This window comes from Thauera sp. WH-1 (assembly GCF_047806685.1).
Taxonomy (GTDB): domain Bacteria; phylum Pseudomonadota; class Gammaproteobacteria; order Burkholderiales; family Rhodocyclaceae; genus Thauera.
The window spans coordinates 41404-57063 of the sequence record NZ_JBLQGP010000003.1; the positions used below are offsets into that span (position 1 = coordinate 41404).

At 68.7% G+C, this 15660-nt stretch carries 14 protein-coding genes; 10 read left to right on the forward strand and 4 right to left on the reverse strand.

All coding sequences use genetic code 11. The features are described from left to right. Positions 1 to 5: 5 nt before the first annotated feature. The 3 genes from ACMV5O_RS04525 to ypfH all read left to right on the forward strand — a co-directional run bounded on the left by ACMV5O_RS04525 (position 6) and on the right by ypfH (position 2344). Positions 6 to 872 (forward strand): universal stress protein, encoded by an 867-nt coding sequence (locus ACMV5O_RS04525; protein WP_416162372.1) that lies wholly within the window; start codon positions 6 to 8, stop codon positions 870 to 872. A gap of 260 nt (positions 873 to 1132) precedes the next feature. Then, complete coding sequence (locus tag ACMV5O_RS04530; protein ID WP_416162373.1) at positions 1133 to 1585, forward strand: DoxX family protein; 453 nt, start codon at positions 1133 to 1135, stop codon at positions 1583 to 1585. A 138-nt stretch (positions 1586 to 1723) separates the two neighbouring features. Then, a complete protein-coding gene (ypfH, locus tag ACMV5O_RS04535) occupies positions 1724 to 2344 on the forward strand; it encodes an esterase (protein WP_416162374.1) in 621 nt (206 codons plus the stop codon). Between the two features lie 48 nt (positions 2345 to 2392). Here ypfH and ACMV5O_RS04540 read toward each other — a convergent pair whose 3' ends face one another. Further along, positions 2393 to 5233, reverse strand: coding sequence for a TIR domain-containing protein (locus ACMV5O_RS04540; RefSeq protein ID WP_416162375.1), 2841 nt, complete (start codon positions 5231 to 5233; stop codon positions 2393 to 2395). A gap of 196 nt (positions 5234 to 5429) precedes the next feature. On the opposite strand from ACMV5O_RS04540, the gene ACMV5O_RS04545 reads away from it, so the two are divergent. The 7 genes from ACMV5O_RS04545 to ACMV5O_RS04575 all read left to right on the forward strand — a co-directional run bounded on the left by ACMV5O_RS04545 (position 5430) and on the right by ACMV5O_RS04575 (position 12518). Continuing rightward, positions 5430 to 6458 carry a LacI family DNA-binding transcriptional regulator gene (locus tag ACMV5O_RS04545; protein WP_416162376.1) on the forward strand — a complete coding sequence of 343 codons (1029 nt, stop codon included), beginning with the start codon at positions 5430 to 5432 and terminating at the stop codon, positions 6456 to 6458. A gap of 245 nt (positions 6459 to 6703) precedes the next feature. After that, on the forward strand, positions 6704 to 7231 hold the full coding sequence (locus ACMV5O_RS04550) for a gluconokinase (RefSeq protein ID WP_416162377.1): 528 nt from the start codon (positions 6704 to 6706) through the stop codon (positions 7229 to 7231). Beyond that, positions 7232 to 7729, forward strand: a complete 498-nt coding sequence (locus ACMV5O_RS04555; protein ID WP_416162378.1) for a TRAP transporter small permease — start codon at positions 7232 to 7234, stop codon at positions 7727 to 7729. Next, entirely contained in the window at positions 7726 to 9003 is a 1278-nt protein-coding gene (locus ACMV5O_RS04560) for a TRAP transporter large permease (protein ID WP_416162379.1), read from the forward strand. The genes ACMV5O_RS04555 and ACMV5O_RS04560 overlap by 4 nt, the downstream gene beginning before the upstream one ends. A 38-nt stretch (positions 9004 to 9041) precedes the next feature. Continuing rightward, entirely contained in the window at positions 9042 to 10064 is a 1023-nt protein-coding gene (locus tag ACMV5O_RS04565; RefSeq protein ID WP_416162380.1) for a TRAP transporter substrate-binding protein, read from the forward strand. A 322-nt stretch (positions 10065 to 10386) separates the two neighbouring features. Then, positions 10387 to 11454 carry an aldose 1-epimerase gene (locus tag ACMV5O_RS04570; protein WP_416162381.1) on the forward strand — a complete coding sequence of 356 codons (1068 nt, stop codon included), beginning with the start codon at positions 10387 to 10389 and terminating at the stop codon, positions 11452 to 11454. Next, positions 11451 to 12518: an oxidoreductase gene (locus tag ACMV5O_RS04575; protein ID WP_416162382.1), complete on the forward strand. Its 1068-nt coding sequence runs from the start codon at positions 11451 to 11453 to the stop codon at positions 12516 to 12518. The genes ACMV5O_RS04570 and ACMV5O_RS04575 overlap by 4 nt, the downstream gene beginning before the upstream one ends. Positions 12519 to 12562: 44 nt before the next feature. Here the strand turns inward: ACMV5O_RS04575 and ACMV5O_RS04580 are convergent, their stop codons facing one another. The 3 genes from ACMV5O_RS04580 to ACMV5O_RS04590 form a co-directional block, all read right to left on the reverse strand. Further along, positions 12563 to 13495, reverse strand: coding sequence for a carbohydrate kinase family protein (locus tag ACMV5O_RS04580; RefSeq protein WP_416162383.1), 933 nt, complete (start codon positions 13493 to 13495; stop codon positions 12563 to 12565). Positions 13496 to 13643: 148 nt separating this feature from the next. Continuing rightward, a complete protein-coding gene (locus tag ACMV5O_RS04585; RefSeq protein ID WP_416162384.1) occupies positions 13644 to 14576 on the reverse strand; it encodes an ABC transporter substrate-binding protein in 933 nt (310 codons plus the stop codon). A 98-nt stretch (positions 14577 to 14674) separates the two neighbouring features. Continuing rightward, positions 14675 to 15658 (reverse strand): ABC transporter permease subunit, encoded by a 984-nt coding sequence (locus ACMV5O_RS04590; RefSeq protein WP_416162385.1) that lies wholly within the window; start codon positions 15656 to 15658, stop codon positions 14675 to 14677. Positions 15659 to 15660: the final 2 nt, after the last annotated feature.

Consider the following 15660-nt stretch of genomic DNA (forward strand, 5'->3'; position numbering starts at 1 on the left):
GCAGCATGCGCAAGCAAGACAAGAAAGTGCTGGCCTGCGTGGACCAGTCTCGATTCGCCGACACCGTCGCCGACTACGCCGCCTGGGCCGCGCGCCGCATGGATGCGCCACTCGAATTGCTGCATGTCATCGACCGCCACCCCGAACAGGGCTCGGGCGAGGACCACAGCGGCGCGATCGGCATCAATGCCCAGGAGCACCTGCTGAGCAATCTCAGCGACAAGGACGCCGCCATCGCCCGTGCCAAGCGCGAGCAGGGGCGCATCTTCCTCAACCGCCTGCGCGAACGCGCGCTCGCTGCCGGCGCGCCGTCGGCCGACATGCGCCAGCGCCACGGCGCGCTCGACGACACGCTGGCCGAGCAGGAGGACAGCGTGCGCCTCTTCGTCTTCGGTCGTCGCGGGGTATCGGCCGAGACCACGCAGCGCGACCTGGGGCGGAACGTCGAGCGCGTGGTGCGGGCCGTGCATAAGCCCATTCTCACCGTGACCGAGGGCTTCGAGGAGCCCGAGCATGTGATGCTTGCCTTCGACGGCAGCGCAGTGACGCGCAAGGGCGTGGACATGATCGCCAACAGCCCGCTGTTCAAGGGCCTGCCGATCCACATCGTGATGGCCGGCAAGGAAGGCGCGGATGCACCGAAGCAGATCGCCTGGGCAAAGGACACGCTCACCGCTGCGGGTTTCGAGGTGGTGGCCGACATCCTCGCGGGCGATCCCGAGGCGGTGATTGCCCGCGAGATCAAGGCGCGCAGCATCGACATGCTGTTGATGGGCGCCTATGCCCATTCTCCGCTGCGTGCGCTGATCTTCGGCAGCAAGACGACCGACCTGCTGCGCACCGCGACCATCCCGACGCTGCTGCTGCGCTGATCCGGCGCGACGAAGGTGCGGACGTCGGTCTGAGTCAGTTGCTCGCCCACCAGGCACTGCTTGCCCTCTAGCCGCGCGTCCATCCCGGCCAGGCGGTCGAAAACCCGCCGCACCGCCTCAATTGTGTCTATTGGTGGAACAGTTTATCGCCTGGATGGCTGTTTATCCCGAATTTCGTGCGCAGTAAAGTGCTGCCCATGGTTAGCGCATCGCAAAGACGCCAGACCAACACACCGAAAACGACCCCACGGAGAAACACCATGACTCATCCCCTGATCAATCGTCTGCTCTCCACCAACGCCGGCTGGGCCGCGCTCGCGCTCCGTATCCCGGTTGGCATCATCTTCGCCGCCCACGGCGCGCAGAAGCTCTTCGGCTGGTTCGGCGGTTACGGCCTCGAAGGCACCGGCCAGTGGATGGCCTCGATCGGCCTGGCGCCCGGATATCTGATGGCCTTGCTCGCCGGCAGCGGGGAGTTCTTCGGCGGCCTGGCACTGATCATCGGCCTGCTGGTGCGCCCGGCAGCGGCGGTGCTCGCGATTGCGATGCTGGTGGCGATCTTCGCCGTCCATATCGGCAACGGCCTGTTCATGAGCAACAACGGCTACGAATTTGGCCTCGCCCTGCTGGCGGTTGCGGTGTCGCTGATGCTGAGTGGCGCCGGCCGCGCGTCGATCGATGCGGCGCTCAGCCGTAACGTGTCCAAAGCCTGAGTGCCGGCTTGGGGATCCGGGCCCGCGAGGGCCCGAAACGACACCGGCCGGTCGTCCCAGGCCATCTCCGCCCCCACTGGAGAACGCCGATGCAGGGTGCCGCCGCCAACAACGCATTGCCCAACTGAGGCCCGACCAATGTCCGATCAAGATCTCATCGTTCAACACGCTTCGATTCCAGCGGCGCGTTTGATCCTGCTGTTCCACGGTGTCGGCTCGCGCCCCGAGAACCTCGTACCGCTCGGCCGCCTGCTCGCCGAGGCCGACCCGAGCGCCTGGGTGGTCAGCGTGCGCTCACCCGAGCCCAGTGACCTGGGCAGCGGCTGGCAGTGGTTCTCGGTGCGCGGGGTGACCGAGGACAGCCGCCCCGCGCGCATCGCCGCGGCCATGCCGTCGTTCGTGCGCTGTGTGCGCGACTGGCAGGCGAGGGCGGGCGTGGACGCCGCCGCCACCACGCTGATCGGCTTCTCGCAGGGGGCGATCATGGCGCTGGAATCCACCCAGCTGCCCGGAACCGTGGCGGCGCGCGTCATCTCGCTCGCCGGCCGCTTTGCCTCGCCACCGCGCGTAGCGCCGGCACACACGCAGGTGCATCTGTTGCACGGCGAGCAGGATCCGGTGATCGATCCGCGCTACAGCCTCATGGCCGCTGACACGATGCAGGCGCTCGGTGCGGCCGTCACCGTCGAGCTCTTCCCGAACCTGGGGCATGGCGTGGATGCGCGTGTTGCCGGTCGCGTGAAGGCCTTGGCCATCTGAGTGGTCCGCCGTGGGCTCGCGCGTGCCGGGCGAGCCCACGCCCAAGGCTCACCGGTCCAGCGCTGGACACAATGCGACGTAGGGCATGCTGCCGACGTATCGCTCCCAGTTGCCCTGCGAGATGTTCTCCGGCAGGCGCGTACAGGCGTCCTCGATCAGGTCCCGCGGGCGAAGCAGCCATAATCCCACCGCGCCGTTGTCCAGCACCGCGGCCAGATAGCGGCCGCCGGGACTGAAGGCGAGGCTGCCCACGCCCCTGGAGGCCTTGAGCTGGGCGACCTCCTGTTGCCGCACCACATCCCAGACTTGCACCATGCCTCCCGTTGCCACCGCGAGGTGGCGTGCGTCCGCGCTGAACCGGCAGCGGCGCTGCCCGCCCGGGTCGTCCAGCATCGCGATGTCCTCTCCAGACACGGTATTGCGCACGCGGATTCCCGATACGCCGGCGTTGATTGCGAGGCGAGCGCCATCGACGCTGAGGCCGCAGACGTCGGCCGCGAACCCGCTTCGATCCTGGCCGATGCGGGCCGAGGCATGCGCCATTGCCGGCAACGTCCAGGACTGCAGGTTGAGGGGCTCGCCAATGCGGGTCGCTTTGCCCCGCGTGACGGCGATGACCCGCTGCGGCTCGATGGCAAGCGAACCGATGTTCGCATCGAGCGGTTCGGGTAGCGGTGCTGATGCAAGCGCCTGCAAGGACGCGCCGCCCCAGACCTGGAGCCTGTTTCCGCGAGTGACCGCAGCCAGACGGCCCGCATCGGGGCTCAGGGCGAGCGCCTGCACGACCTCGGGCGCAATGGCGCGCGCGCGTTCGGTGCCGTTGGCGATCTCGAGCAGTCGTATCCGGGTGCCGGATACGAGCGCCAACGCGCTTCCATCCTCGCTGAAGTGCAGGCGATCGGCCGATCCCAGGGGCGTGCTGACAAGGCTTTGAGCGTCAGGCAGCGCCAGCCGATGGAGCGTGAAGCCCTCAGCCGACTGCGTGACGACGTTGAGCTGTTCGTCGTCGCCCGAGAAGCCGATCGCGACTGCGCCGGCGAGCGCATCGAGCTGCCTTTCGTCACCGCAGCCGGACGGGAAGGCCAGGACCTCGACGCCCTTGCCGGCACCAATCGACAGCCGCCGGCCAGCGGGAGCAAATGCAGTCACGGGGCTGCTCGTGTTGACGAGTGCCTGCGCGATCTCGCACTGCTGCTCGGCGTCAAGCACGCGGACCAGGGACGCGCTGCCATGCTGCATGACCGTGGCCAGGTAGCGACCGCCAGGCGCGACGGCGATCAGGTAGGACGCGTCCGGCACCGCCAGGTCGTGGATCCGCGATCCATCGGACACCGTCCATACGCCGATGCGCCCCGGACTCCAGCCGTAGGCGATCGCCACATGCCGGCCATCCGGACTGAAGAGCGGTTGCCCTGCCTGCGGGGCATCGGCTGCCAGAGAGCGCCAGGGCGACGGCTCGCCCCTGCTCAGGCTCTCGAGAGACCAGATCAGCGGTTCATCGTTCTCGCCGAGGGCCGCGAGATAGCGACCGTCAGGGCTGAATACAGGCCCGAAGAGCGACGGCAGCTTGACGAGTTCCCGCACATCGTCGCCATCGGGCCCCAACTGCCACAGTGTCGCCGCGGGCGGCTCGTAGCGGTTCTGCTCGGGCCGCCACTTCTCCCGGATGACGAGCACGTAGGCGGCACCCGGGGCGAGCGCAACGGCCACGGCGTCGGCCGAGTCCTTGATGCGTGCCTTCAAAGCGTAGCTGCGTGCGTCGCGCACAGCGACCCAGCCTCCCGCATGCTCCGGCTCGATCGTTGTCATCGTGCCGCCGTCCGGACTGAGCACGACCTCTTTTGCATCGGTCTCGGCCGTGCCGCCCTCGGCGGGTCGGGCGTTGTCCAGGTTCCAGACCGTGCTGGTCGACGCTGCTCTGCTGGCGGTGACGATCCGGGCGTCACCCAGGAAGGCCAGCGCGTCGATAGGCGGGGTCGCCTCGTCGCCAAGGCGGACGATGCGCTCGGGCAGGCGCGCCAGCGCGGCGCGGAGCACCCGGTCCGCTTCGACGGAGTGCTCGCCCACCGCGTCGACGCGGCGCAAGGCCTCGGCGGCCAGTTGCACACTGAGGTGCAGGCGACTGGGATCGTCGGAGTACTCGAGGGGGGTGTCCTGTATCCGCTCGGCGAGGGCGGCCAGCCGGCGCGAAATGGCGATCGCCTCCTGGCGGCCCGATTCCTCGCGCTGAAGCAGGAAGAGCGTGGCCAGCGCGGCCGCAATGATCAGGGCCGCGCTGACGCCGGAGAGCAGCAGGTATCGGCGTCTCACCGCCTGGCGACGGCTTTCGAGGATGTAGCGGGTCTGCAACTCGGTCGGCGGCGGGGACTTCTTCGGGCCCTCGGTGAGCCATTGCTCGGCCGCCTTCAGATCCGCGCCGCGCAGTGCAAGGCTCGGTTCGCGCGCCTTTCGCTGCCACTCGGTCGAGCGCACCAGCAGACGGGTGTGGGCCTGCACCCAGTCGAGATCGGTGTCGACCGCAGACAGCAGGGTGTGCAAGGCCTTGTCGAAGCCGTCACCGGTGAAGAACACCCAGTTGAGCCGCGCCAGCGCCGGCGGCGTCTCGCCGGGATCGACCGCCCGGCAGACGAGGGGGATCAGTCGCTTGTTCTGGGCACTGGCGTGCTCCAACTCCTTCAGGCAGGCGGCGCTCCTGATCGAGTCTGGGCTCAACACGAAGGCGACGGCCTCAGCCGCATCGATGGCCGCGTGGATCTCCCTCATCCAGTCGGCTGTTGGCGGGATGCCCTCCCAATCGACCCAGGTCTCGCGTCCATGCGCAACGATGCCTGCGTGCAGGCGGCGCACGAAGTCGGTGTCAAGACGCGAATAGGAGATGAAGATGGACATCGTCGCTGTCTGCCGCCGCCCGCGCATCATCCGGTGTTGAAGTTATAGGCGGACCGGCGGCATGGGGCCAAGCGCGACGTGCGCTCAGGGCAAGCTCAGGCGCCGCGGCCACCTGCCCGCAGCGCGCATCGAAACTTCCCCTGTTACCGGCGATAGCGCTATCCTTGCCCCGTCTCCATTCGTTCCGGTTTTCGTGATGAAGAAGCCCAACACCGCGACCCCACGGACGCGTGGCGGCAGTACCTTGCAGGACGTGGCGGTGCTCGCCGGTGTCAGTCCGATGACTGCATCGCGGGCGTTGCGCGGCTTCGACAGCGTGGCGCCGGAGCTGGCCGAGCGCGTGCGCGCTGCGGCCGAACAGCTTCAGTACGTGCCCGATCCTGCGGCACGGGCGCTGGCGTCGGCCCGCAGCCGGTCGGTGGTGGTGCTGGTGCCATCGCTGGCGAACACCGTGTTCATCGACCTGCTCGAGGCGGTGCACGAAGTCCTCGCGCCGGCGGGGTATCAGGTCCTCATCGGCAATACCCACTACGCGCGCGACGAAGAAGAAAAGCTGTTGCGCAACTATCTTGCCCATCGGCCGAGCGGCATGCTGATCACCGGCTTCGAGCGCAGCGAGGCGGCGCGGCGATTGATCGAGTCGAGCCACGTGCCCTGCGTCTATCTGATGGAGCTGACCGACGCGCCGGGCGTGCATTGCGTCGGCCTGTCGCAGGTGGCGGCTGGCGAGGCGGTCACGCGCCACTTGCTGGGCGGCGGACGAGGGCGAGTCGGCTTCGTCGCCGCCCAGCTCGACGCGCGCACCATGCAGCGCGCCGAAGGCTATCGACGGGCGATGATGGCCGCCGGTTGTTACGACCCGGCGCTCGAACTGCTCAGTCCGGCGCGCTCCTCGGTCAAGCTGGGCGGGCAGTTGCTCACGGACTACCTGCGGCGCCACCCGGACGTCGAGGCGCTGTTCTTCTGCAACGACGACCTCGCGCAGGGGGCGCTGCTCGAGGCCTTGCGCACCGGCGTGAAGGTGCCCGACGAACTGCGGGTGGCGGGCTTCAACGACCTGGAGGGGTCGGAATGCACCGTGCCGCGACTCACCACGGTGCGTACCCCACGTGCCGAGATCGGGCGCCGGGCGGCGGCGATGCTGCTGCGCATGATGCGCGGGGAGACGGTGCCGGTCGCATCCGTGGATGTGGGCTTCGAGCTGGTGTGCCGGGAGAGCGCTTGAGGGGCGCTGCATCGACAGCTTGAATCGCTAAAAAAAATTTCCTGATGGGCTTGTGGTCGCCGATATGCGGCGTTAGGATAGCGCTACCTCAGCGCTGAAGACGCCTCGCTGCTCCCTGCTAGCGGGCTGCGAAGTCGTCTGGGGTGCATCCATGAAGTCTGAAAAGTGTTGAAGCCAGAGGAGGCAGCGGGCATGGAAAGCGTTCGTATTGGCGGGATAGCGGTATCTCACTCTGCAGGTGCATCATGAGTGCCCCGGGTCCCGCCCTCGTGGTGATGGGCGTGTCGGGTTGCGGCAAGAGTGAGCTGGGCAGGGGCGTGGCCGGGCATTACGGCGCCGCCTTCATCGAGGCCGACGAGTTCCATCCCGCCGAGAACGTGGACAAGATGCGCCGCGGCGTCCCGCTTGACGACGCGGACCGCGCCGGCTGGCTGGCGCTGCTCGCGGACAAGCTCCGCGACGCCGCCACCCGCGGTGAGCCGGCCGTCATGGCCTGCTCGGCGCTGAAGGCCAGATATCGCGATCAATTGCGCGCGGCCGCGCCCGGCCTGCGCTTCGTCTTTCTGGAGCTTTCACGCGACGCGGCGGCCGAGCGGGTCGCCAACCGCCCCGGCCACTACATGCCGCCCAGCCTCGTCGACAGCCAGTTTGCCGCGCTCGAGCCGCCCTGCGGCGAGCCCGGGGTGTTGACCGTGGACGCAACTGCGCCGCGCGAGGCGCTCGTCGAGCAGGTCGTCGCCTGGCTCGACCAGGCGCTGACGGAGGAGGTCTGAATGCAAGCGATCGGACGTTGGCTGCAGCATCTCATCGAGCTGCTGATGGCCCTGATGCTGTCGGTGATGGTCATCGCCGTATTCACGAACGTGGTGCTGCGCTACACCGCGGGAACGGGCTTTGCGAGCTCAGAGGAGCTTGCACGGCTGCTCTTCGTCTGGCTGGTCTGCCTGGGCGCGATCCTCGCCAGTGCCGAAGGGCGGCACCTGGGCTTCGATCTCGTGCAGTCCCGCCTGCCGCGACGCGCCCGCGAGGCCTGTACATGGATCACCCGCGTGCTGGTGCTGTATCCGATCCTGCTGCTGATTCAGGGCGCCTACGAGCAGGTCAAGGTCGGCGTCGGCATCTACAGCCCGGTCATGGGTTATCCGCTGGCACTGACTGCGGCCGCCGTGCTGGTGATGGCGGCGGCGATGCTGGGCCTGCTGGCGGTCAATACACTTCGCGGCCTGCGTGAGCAGGCGGACGACAACGCCAGCGAGGATCGTCAAGCATGAGCATCCTGATCTTCCTCGTCGTGCTCTTCGTCGCCATGACGCTGGGTGCGCCCATCGCCTTCGCCCTGATGCTGACCGCGATCGCGCTGATGTGGCATCTCGACTTCTTCGACGCGCAGCTGCTGGCGCAGAACGTGCTGGCCGGCATCGACAGCTTTCCGCTGCTCGCCGTGCCCTTCTTCGTGCTGGCCGGCGAGCTGATGAACGCGGGCGGCCTGTCGCGGCGCATCATCGACCTGGCGCAGGCCTTCTTCGGTCACATTCGCGGTGGCCTCGGACTGGTCGCGATCGGCGCCGCGATCATGCTGGCGAGCATGTCGGGCTCGGCGATTGCCGACACCGCCGCGCTGGCGACGCTGCTGCTGCCGATGATGCGCCGGCAGAACTACCCGGAAGGCCCTTCGGCCGGCCTCATCGCGGCGGGCGGCATCATTGCGCCGATCATTCCGCCGTCGATGCCGATGGTGATCTATGGCGTCACCACCGGCACCTCGATCACCAAGCTGTTTCTGGGCGGCATCGTGCCCGGCGTGCTGATGGGCATCGCCCTGATCTTCGCCTGGCGCTGGGTGCAGCGCGGCCAGGACTTCGCGGTCGCGCCGCGCCAGCCGTGGAGCGCGCGGGTCAAGGTGCTCGGCGCCTGCGTGTGGGCGCTGATGCTGCCGGTCATCATCGTCGGCGGCCTGCGCGGCGGCATCTTCACGCCGACCGAGGCGGCCGTGGTCGCCGCGGTGTATGCACTGTTCGTCGCCACCGTGGTGTATCGCGAGCTCGATTTCAAGCGCCTGTACCACGTGCTGGTCGCCGCCTCGCGCACCACCGCGGTGGTGATGTTCCTGTGCGGGGCGGCGACCGCCTCGGCCTACATGATCACGCTCGCCGACCTGCCCTCGGAGCTGGCCGACTCGCTGGCGCCGGTGATGAGCGATCCGCGTCTGTTCATGGTGGCGGTGGTGGTGTTCCTGCTGCTGTTCGGCATGGTCATGGACCTGACGCCCGCGATCCTGATCCTCGGCCCGGTGCTCGCGCCGCTGGCGGTCAAGGCCGGCGTCGACCCGGTGTATTTCGGCGTCGTGTTCATCCTCACCGGTTCGATCGGCCTGATCACGCCGCCGGTGGGCACCGTGCTCAACGTGGTCTCCGGCGTGGGCCGCCTGCGCATGGAGACGGCGGTCACCGGCGTCCTTCCCTTCCTCACCATCTACCTGATCCTGCTCGGCCTGCTGATCGCCTTCCCGGCCATCGTCACCGCGCCGCTTGCCTGGATGTCCTGAGCCCCCCCCCCCGCCACACCCTGTCTGGAGACGACATCATGAAGATCCTTCGCCGCACCCTGATCGCCCTCACCACCGCTGCGCTGCTCGGCGCGGGCGCCGTCGGCAGCGCCGCCGCGGCCGACGTCAAGTCGCGCATGATCCGCTTCGGCTATGGCCTGGCCGAAGACACCAACCAGGGCCGCGCCACCAAACGCTTCGTCGACGAGGTGGCGAAGCTGTCCGACGGCAAGCTCAAGGTGCGCGCCTTCGGCGCCGCCAGCCTGGGCTCGGATGTGCAGATGCAGAACGCCCTGATCGGTGGCGCGCAGGAGATGATGGTGGGCTCGACCGCCACCCTGGTGGGCATCACGCCCGAGATGGCGCTGTGGGACACGCCCTTCCTGTTCGCCAACGAGAAGGAGGCCGACGCCGTCCTCGACGGCCCGGTCGGCCAGAAGCTGCTCGACAAGCTGCAGGAGAAGGGCCTCGTCGGCCTGGTGTATTGGGAAAACGGCTTCCGCAACCTGACCAACAACAAGCGTGCGGTCAACAGCCTGGAAGACCTGGGCGGCATCAAGCTGCGGGTGATGCAGAACAACGTGTTCCTCGAAACCTTCAGGACGCTCGGCGCCAATGCGATCCCGTTGTCCTTCTCCGAGCTCTTCACCGCGCTCGAGACGCAGGCGGTCGACGGCCAGGAGAACCCGTTCAACACCATCCTCACCAGCAAGTTCTACGAAGTGCAGAAGTACCTGACCGTGACCAATCACGTCTACAGCCCGTGGGTGATGCTCGCCAGCAAGAAGTGGTGGGACAAGCTGAGCAAGGATGAGCAGGACATCCTGATGCAGGCTGCGCGCAACGCGCGCGATTTCGAGCGCCAGGACACGCGCGAGGAGGCAGCACGGGCGCTGGGCGAACTCGAAAGCAAGGGCATGACGGTCAACACGCTGACGGGCGACGAGGTGCAGCGCATGCGCGAGAAGATCGAGCCGATCACGCAGAAGGTTGCCGCCGATGTCGGCGCCGAACTGTGGAACGAGGTGCAGCAGGAACTCGCCAGGGTGCGCGCGCAATAAACCCTGCACCAGGAGCCGGTGTGCGCGTGTGCGTCGGCGGGACGAGACCGGCTTCGGCCGGTTTCGTCGTCTCTGGCATGCGCCGTTCGCGAGCACGCCTGATTGCGCTTTCCAGGCACCGGGATCATTGTTCGCTCGAGCGCGGCAATCCCGCTTGACAGGGCAGGCGGCGCATCTTTAAATAAGTAAAGTTACTTTATTAAAAGGTCGATGCATGGCGTCTCAGTCTCGCGAGGAGAAGGCCGTACCCTCGGCGCCACGCGCGCCCACGGCTGCGCCCGGCGAAGGGTCCTCGGAAGCGGCAGAGCGGGCGGAACACCGCTTGCCGCGCTTCCGGGTGACGGCCGGTCGCTTCGGCGGCATCGATGGGGTGATGCTCAGCGACGTCGCCGACGGTGCCCATGTCATCCTTGCCCTGCGCGGCGCGACCTTGCTCGACTGGTGCGTCCCCTTCGGCGGTGGGATGCTGTCGCTCACCGACGGCTACTGCTCGCGGATCGAGCTCTACCGCCAGGACGGCGTGCGCAATGGGCTGATGGCTCCGTTTCCCAATCGCATTGCGGCCGGGCGCTACCACTTCGAGCACCGCGACCACGACCTGCTGCCCGCCGTGGAGGAAGGCAAGCGTCTGATCTATCATGGCTTTCTGCGCGAGCTCGACCTCGAGTTGGGCGGTGCGCGCGAGCGTGACGACGGCGCCCAGGTGCTGTTCGTGAGTGACGCCATCCAGCCCGGCGTCTTCCCCGGCTATCCCTTCGCGCTGGCGCTGCACGTGCTCGTGCGCTTCGGGCTGGACGGGCTGTCGCTGGTGGTGACGGCCACCAACCTCGGCCATGTGAGCGCACCCTATGCCGCGGGCTGGCATCCCTATTTCCGCTTCGGCGAGGACAACATCGACCATCTGGAACTGCAGGTGCCCGCATCGCAGGCCATCCTCACCGATGTCGACCTGCTGCCGCTGCCGGGCGAAGCCGCCTACGTGCCGATCGCGCGCCGCCCCGATCTCGACTTTCGTGGCGGGCGCGCACTGGGCGGCGGGGCGGTCGACGCCTGCCTCGGCGCGCTGGCGGCCGATGCCGACGGCCTGATCCGCAGCCGGCTGCGCGACCCCGTGCGCGGCTGCGGCCTTGTTGTGTGGCAGCAGGGCGGGCTCGTCCACCTGTTTACGGGCGACGCCCTGGCGCGCGACGCGCGTCGCTCGCTTGCCATCGAGCCGGTGGAGGTCATGACCGATGCGTTCAACCGCGCCGACTGCCAGGCCGCGATCAGCCTGCCGCCCGGTGCTTCGCGCAGCTTTCGGTGCGGCGCGCAGTTCGTCCCCGCGATGCAGCCCCTGGCTGCGCCGGGGGGGCTTGCCGGCGCCGCGGCGGCGCAGGGGCGGAGGCGATGAGCGTGGCACGGCTGCGGGTCGCCCTCATCGGCTACGGTGGGGCGGGGCGGGTGTTCCACGCCCCGCTGATCCGGCATACGGCCGGCCTCGAGCTGGCGCTGGTGGCCAGCAGCCGCGGGGATGAACTTGCCCGCGCGCTGCCCGGGGTCGAGGTGGTCGCCACGCCGCAGCACGCCCTGAGCCGCGACGACATCGACCTGGTCGTCATCGCCAGCCCCAACCCCACCCACGCCGCGCTGGCCGAGGCGGCGCTGCGCGCCGGCCGCCACGTTGTCGTGGATAAGCCATTCACGCTCACCCTGGCCGAGGCGCGCGGCCTGGCAAGGCTTGCAGCGCAACGCGACCGCGTGCTCGCCGTGTTCCACAATCGGCGCTGGGACAACGACTTCCTCGCCTTGCGCGAGGTGCTCGCAAGCGGGCAGATCGGCCGTCTCACCTGGCTGGAGTCGCGCTTCGACCGCTTCCGGCCGCACGTGCAGGATCGCTGGCGCGAGCGTGCCGACGATGGAGGCGGCATCTGGCTCGACCTCGGCCCGCATCTGGTCGACCAGGCGCTGCAACTGTTCGGCTTGCCCGCGCGGGTGGGCGGACGCTTGAGCCGGCAGCGCGACGGGGCGGCCGCCGATGACGGCTGCGAGGCCTGGCTCGACTACGAGGGCTTGCGGGTGAGCCTGTCGGCGTCGATGCTGGTCGGCGGCGGGCTGCCGCGGTTTGCCGCGCACGGCACGGCGGGAAGCTGGATCCGCCACGGGCTGGACGTGCAGGAGGATCAGCTCAAGGCGGGCCTCGTGCCGGGTGACACGGAGTGGGGGGAGGATGCACGGCCCGCCTGCCTGTACCGCGGCGATGGCGAGATCCTTGACCTGCCGGTCCCGCGCGGCCGCTACGAGGCTTTCTACGCCGCGGTGCGCGACGCCATGCTCGGCTGCGGCGCCAATCCGGTGCCGCCGGCGCAGGCGGTGGCGACGATGGCGGTGCTGGAGACGGTAGCGGAGGCGGCGCGTCTCGGCCGCATGCTGCCCGTGCCGCTGGACGCGGCCGAGCGTACGGCCTTCGCCGGCTGAGCGGCGCCACCGGCGCAGGGGCGTGGCCCAGCGCCGCGCTGGCTTCAGGCCGCGCCCACCTCGGCGCGCCGGGGCAGGTCGGCGCCGCGGCGCGAGCAGGTGAGCGCCGCGCTGTGCGCGGCAAACTGCAGCAGCGCGCGCACGCGCTCGGCATCGAGACCGGCGAGGGCGTCCGGATTCAGAACGTCGTTTTCGGCCAGCCACGTCAGGCTGGCTGCCTGGAAGGTGTCGCCGGCGCCGACGGTGTCGATCACGTTGACCCTGGGGGCGGCGATGTCCACCCGTCCCTGCGCATTCCAGGCGCTGGCGCCGTCGCCACCGCGGGTCATCACCACCAGCCGCGCACCGGCGGCCAGCCAGCGTCCGGCGAGTTCATCGTCGGCGGTGCCGGCATACAGCAGGTGGGCGTCCTCGTCGCTGATCTTGACGAAGTGGGCCAGCCCGGCGAGCGTTTCCACCTTGTCCTGCCAGCGCTCGACCGAGGGTTCCACGTTGAGGCGGATGTTCGGATCGTAGGCGATCAGGCGGTGGTCGCGCTCGCGCCGCACCAAGGCCTCGAGCGCGCTTGCGACCGGTTCGACCACGGTGGCGAAGGAGCCCAGATGGATCGCGCGCACGGCCTGGTCGAGCAGCGGCAAGGCGTCGGCGGTGATCAGGCGGTCGGCGGCGCCGTTGCCGTAGAAGGCGTAGTGCGGCACCCCGTCCGCCCCCACTTCGACCATGCCCAGCGTGGTCGGCGCGTCGAAGCGCTGCACGGTGGCGGTGCCGACGCCTTCGGCCGCGAGCACCTGGTGCAGGCGGTCGCCGAGCATGTCGCGGGCGATGCCGCCGAGGAAGGAGACCGGCTGGCCGAGGCGGGCGAGGCCGATCGCCACGTTGAAGGGCGAACCGCCCGGATGGGCGTCGAGATGCAGGGAACGGCCGGACTCGGCGCCGATGAAGACGTCGAACAGAGCTTCGCCACAGACGATGAACATGGGGGGTATCCGTAAGTGCAGGTTCGGCAGGAAGACGGACGACTCCGTGACGGGAGAGACGGCGGCGCCGTCCGTGAAGGGGTGCGCCGCCAGCGGCCGAAGGAGGGCCGCCGCCGGGCACGGGCCCGGCAGCAAGCCGGGCGGCTGTTCAGCGCGGCGCCGACCAGCCCTTGTAGTCGGCGACGTTGTCGCGCGTGATCAGCGCCGAGGGGATCAGCACCATCGGGTTGTCGGGCTTGGTGCCGTTCAGGATGCCGTGGCCGATCTCCACCGCACGCTGCGCCATCAGCCACGGGTCCTGGCTGGCCGAGGCCTCGACCAGGGTGTTGTTGCGGATCGCGTCCTCGATGTCGGGCGCGCCATCGACCGATGCGATGACGATGCCGCTGCGCTTGAGCTGGCGGGCGGCCAGATCCGAGCCGATGGCCTGCGGGTCGTTGATCGTGAACACCGCATCGACCTTCTGGAAGCGGGTCAGGTGGCCGAGCATCACGTTCAGGCCGCCTTCGCGCGAACCCTTGCCGTCCTGGTCCTCGGACAGCACCTTGATGTCGGGCGCAGCGGCGAGCTTGGCCTTGCAGCCATTGACGCGGTCGATCACCGCCGACACCTGCGGCCCGTTCTGGATGATCACGTTGCCCTTGCCGCCGAGGCGATCGACGATGTACTGGCAGGCGATCTCGCCGGCCTGCACGTTGTCGGTCTGCACCACCGCATCGGCACCGGCCGCCGCCACGTCGACACCCACCACGACGATGCCTGCGCGCTGTGCCTTCTTGACTGCCGGTTCGATCGCGCGCGCATCGGCGGCGTTGAGCAGGATCATGTCGACGCCGGCAGCGATGAAGTTGTCGATCTGGGTGAACTGCTTGTTGAGGTCGTAGTCGGCCGACACCGCCAGCACCTTCACGTCCGGGTTCAGCGCCTTCGCCTTCGCCTCCGCGCCCTTGGCGATGGTGACGAAGAAGGGGTTGCCGAGCGAACCGACGGTGATGCCGATGGACTTGAGGTCACGGGCCTGGGCGAAGCCGCTGGCGAGCGCCAGGGCGAGGCCGGCGGCGATGATTTTCTTGTTGAGCATGAGTGTCTCCTCGCTGGTCTTGGTTGTCTGCCGCACCCGGCGGCCAGAAGCCGGGTGCAGAATGGGGCGAAGTTGGGAGGCGAAGGGGTGAGGCCGACTCAGGTGCGGGCGCCGGACTGGCGGTAACGGTCGAGGGCCACCGCGCCGATGATCACCAGGCCCTTGATGATGTACTGCCAGATGTCGGACACGCCGACCAGCACCAGGCCGTTGGTGAGCACCGCGATGATCAGCGCGCCGATCAGGGTGCCGACGATGGTGCCGACGCCACCGACGAAGCTGGTGCCGCCCAGGATCACCGCGGCGATCGCGTCGAGCTCGTAGGACTGGCCCAGCTGCAGCCCGTTGGCGGCCATCAGTCGGGACGAGGTCATCACCGCGCCGAGGCCGGCGAGCAGGCCCGAGATCGCATACACCGTGAGCAGCACCTTCCACACCTTGATGCCGGACAGGCGGGCGGCCTCCGGGTTGCTGCCCACCGAATAGATGTGCAGGCCGAGCACGGTGCGGCGCAGGATGAACCAGGACGCGATGATCACCGCGGCGGCGATCACCACCAGCCAGGGCACGCCCAGGATGCTGTCGTTGCCGATGAAGGCAAAGGGCAGCTCGGGGTTGAACACGGTCTTGTCGTCGCCGAGCAGGCGGGCGACGCCGCGCACCGCGGTGAGCGCGCCGAGGGTGACGATGAAGGGCGGCAGCTTCAGGAAGGCGATCAGGCCGCCATTGATGAGGCCGAAGATCAGCCCGGTGAGCAACGCAGCGGCGATGCCGAGCATGCCGATGTCGGGGATGCCGGACACGATCAGCGCCACCACCGCCGCCGCGGCGAGGATGGAGCCCACCGACAGGTCGATGCCGCCGGTGAGGATGACGAAGGTCATGCCGGCCGCGAGCACGATGTTGATCGAGGCCTGCTGGGCGATGATCGAGAAGTTCTGCACGGTGAAGAAGGACTCGGCGATCAGCCCGAAACCGATCATCAGCAGGATCAGCACCGGCAGCATGCCGACGGCACGCATCAGGGACTGGAACTGCTCGCGGGGGTTGGCGGCGATTGCGCCCAGGGTGGTGGAAGTCATGA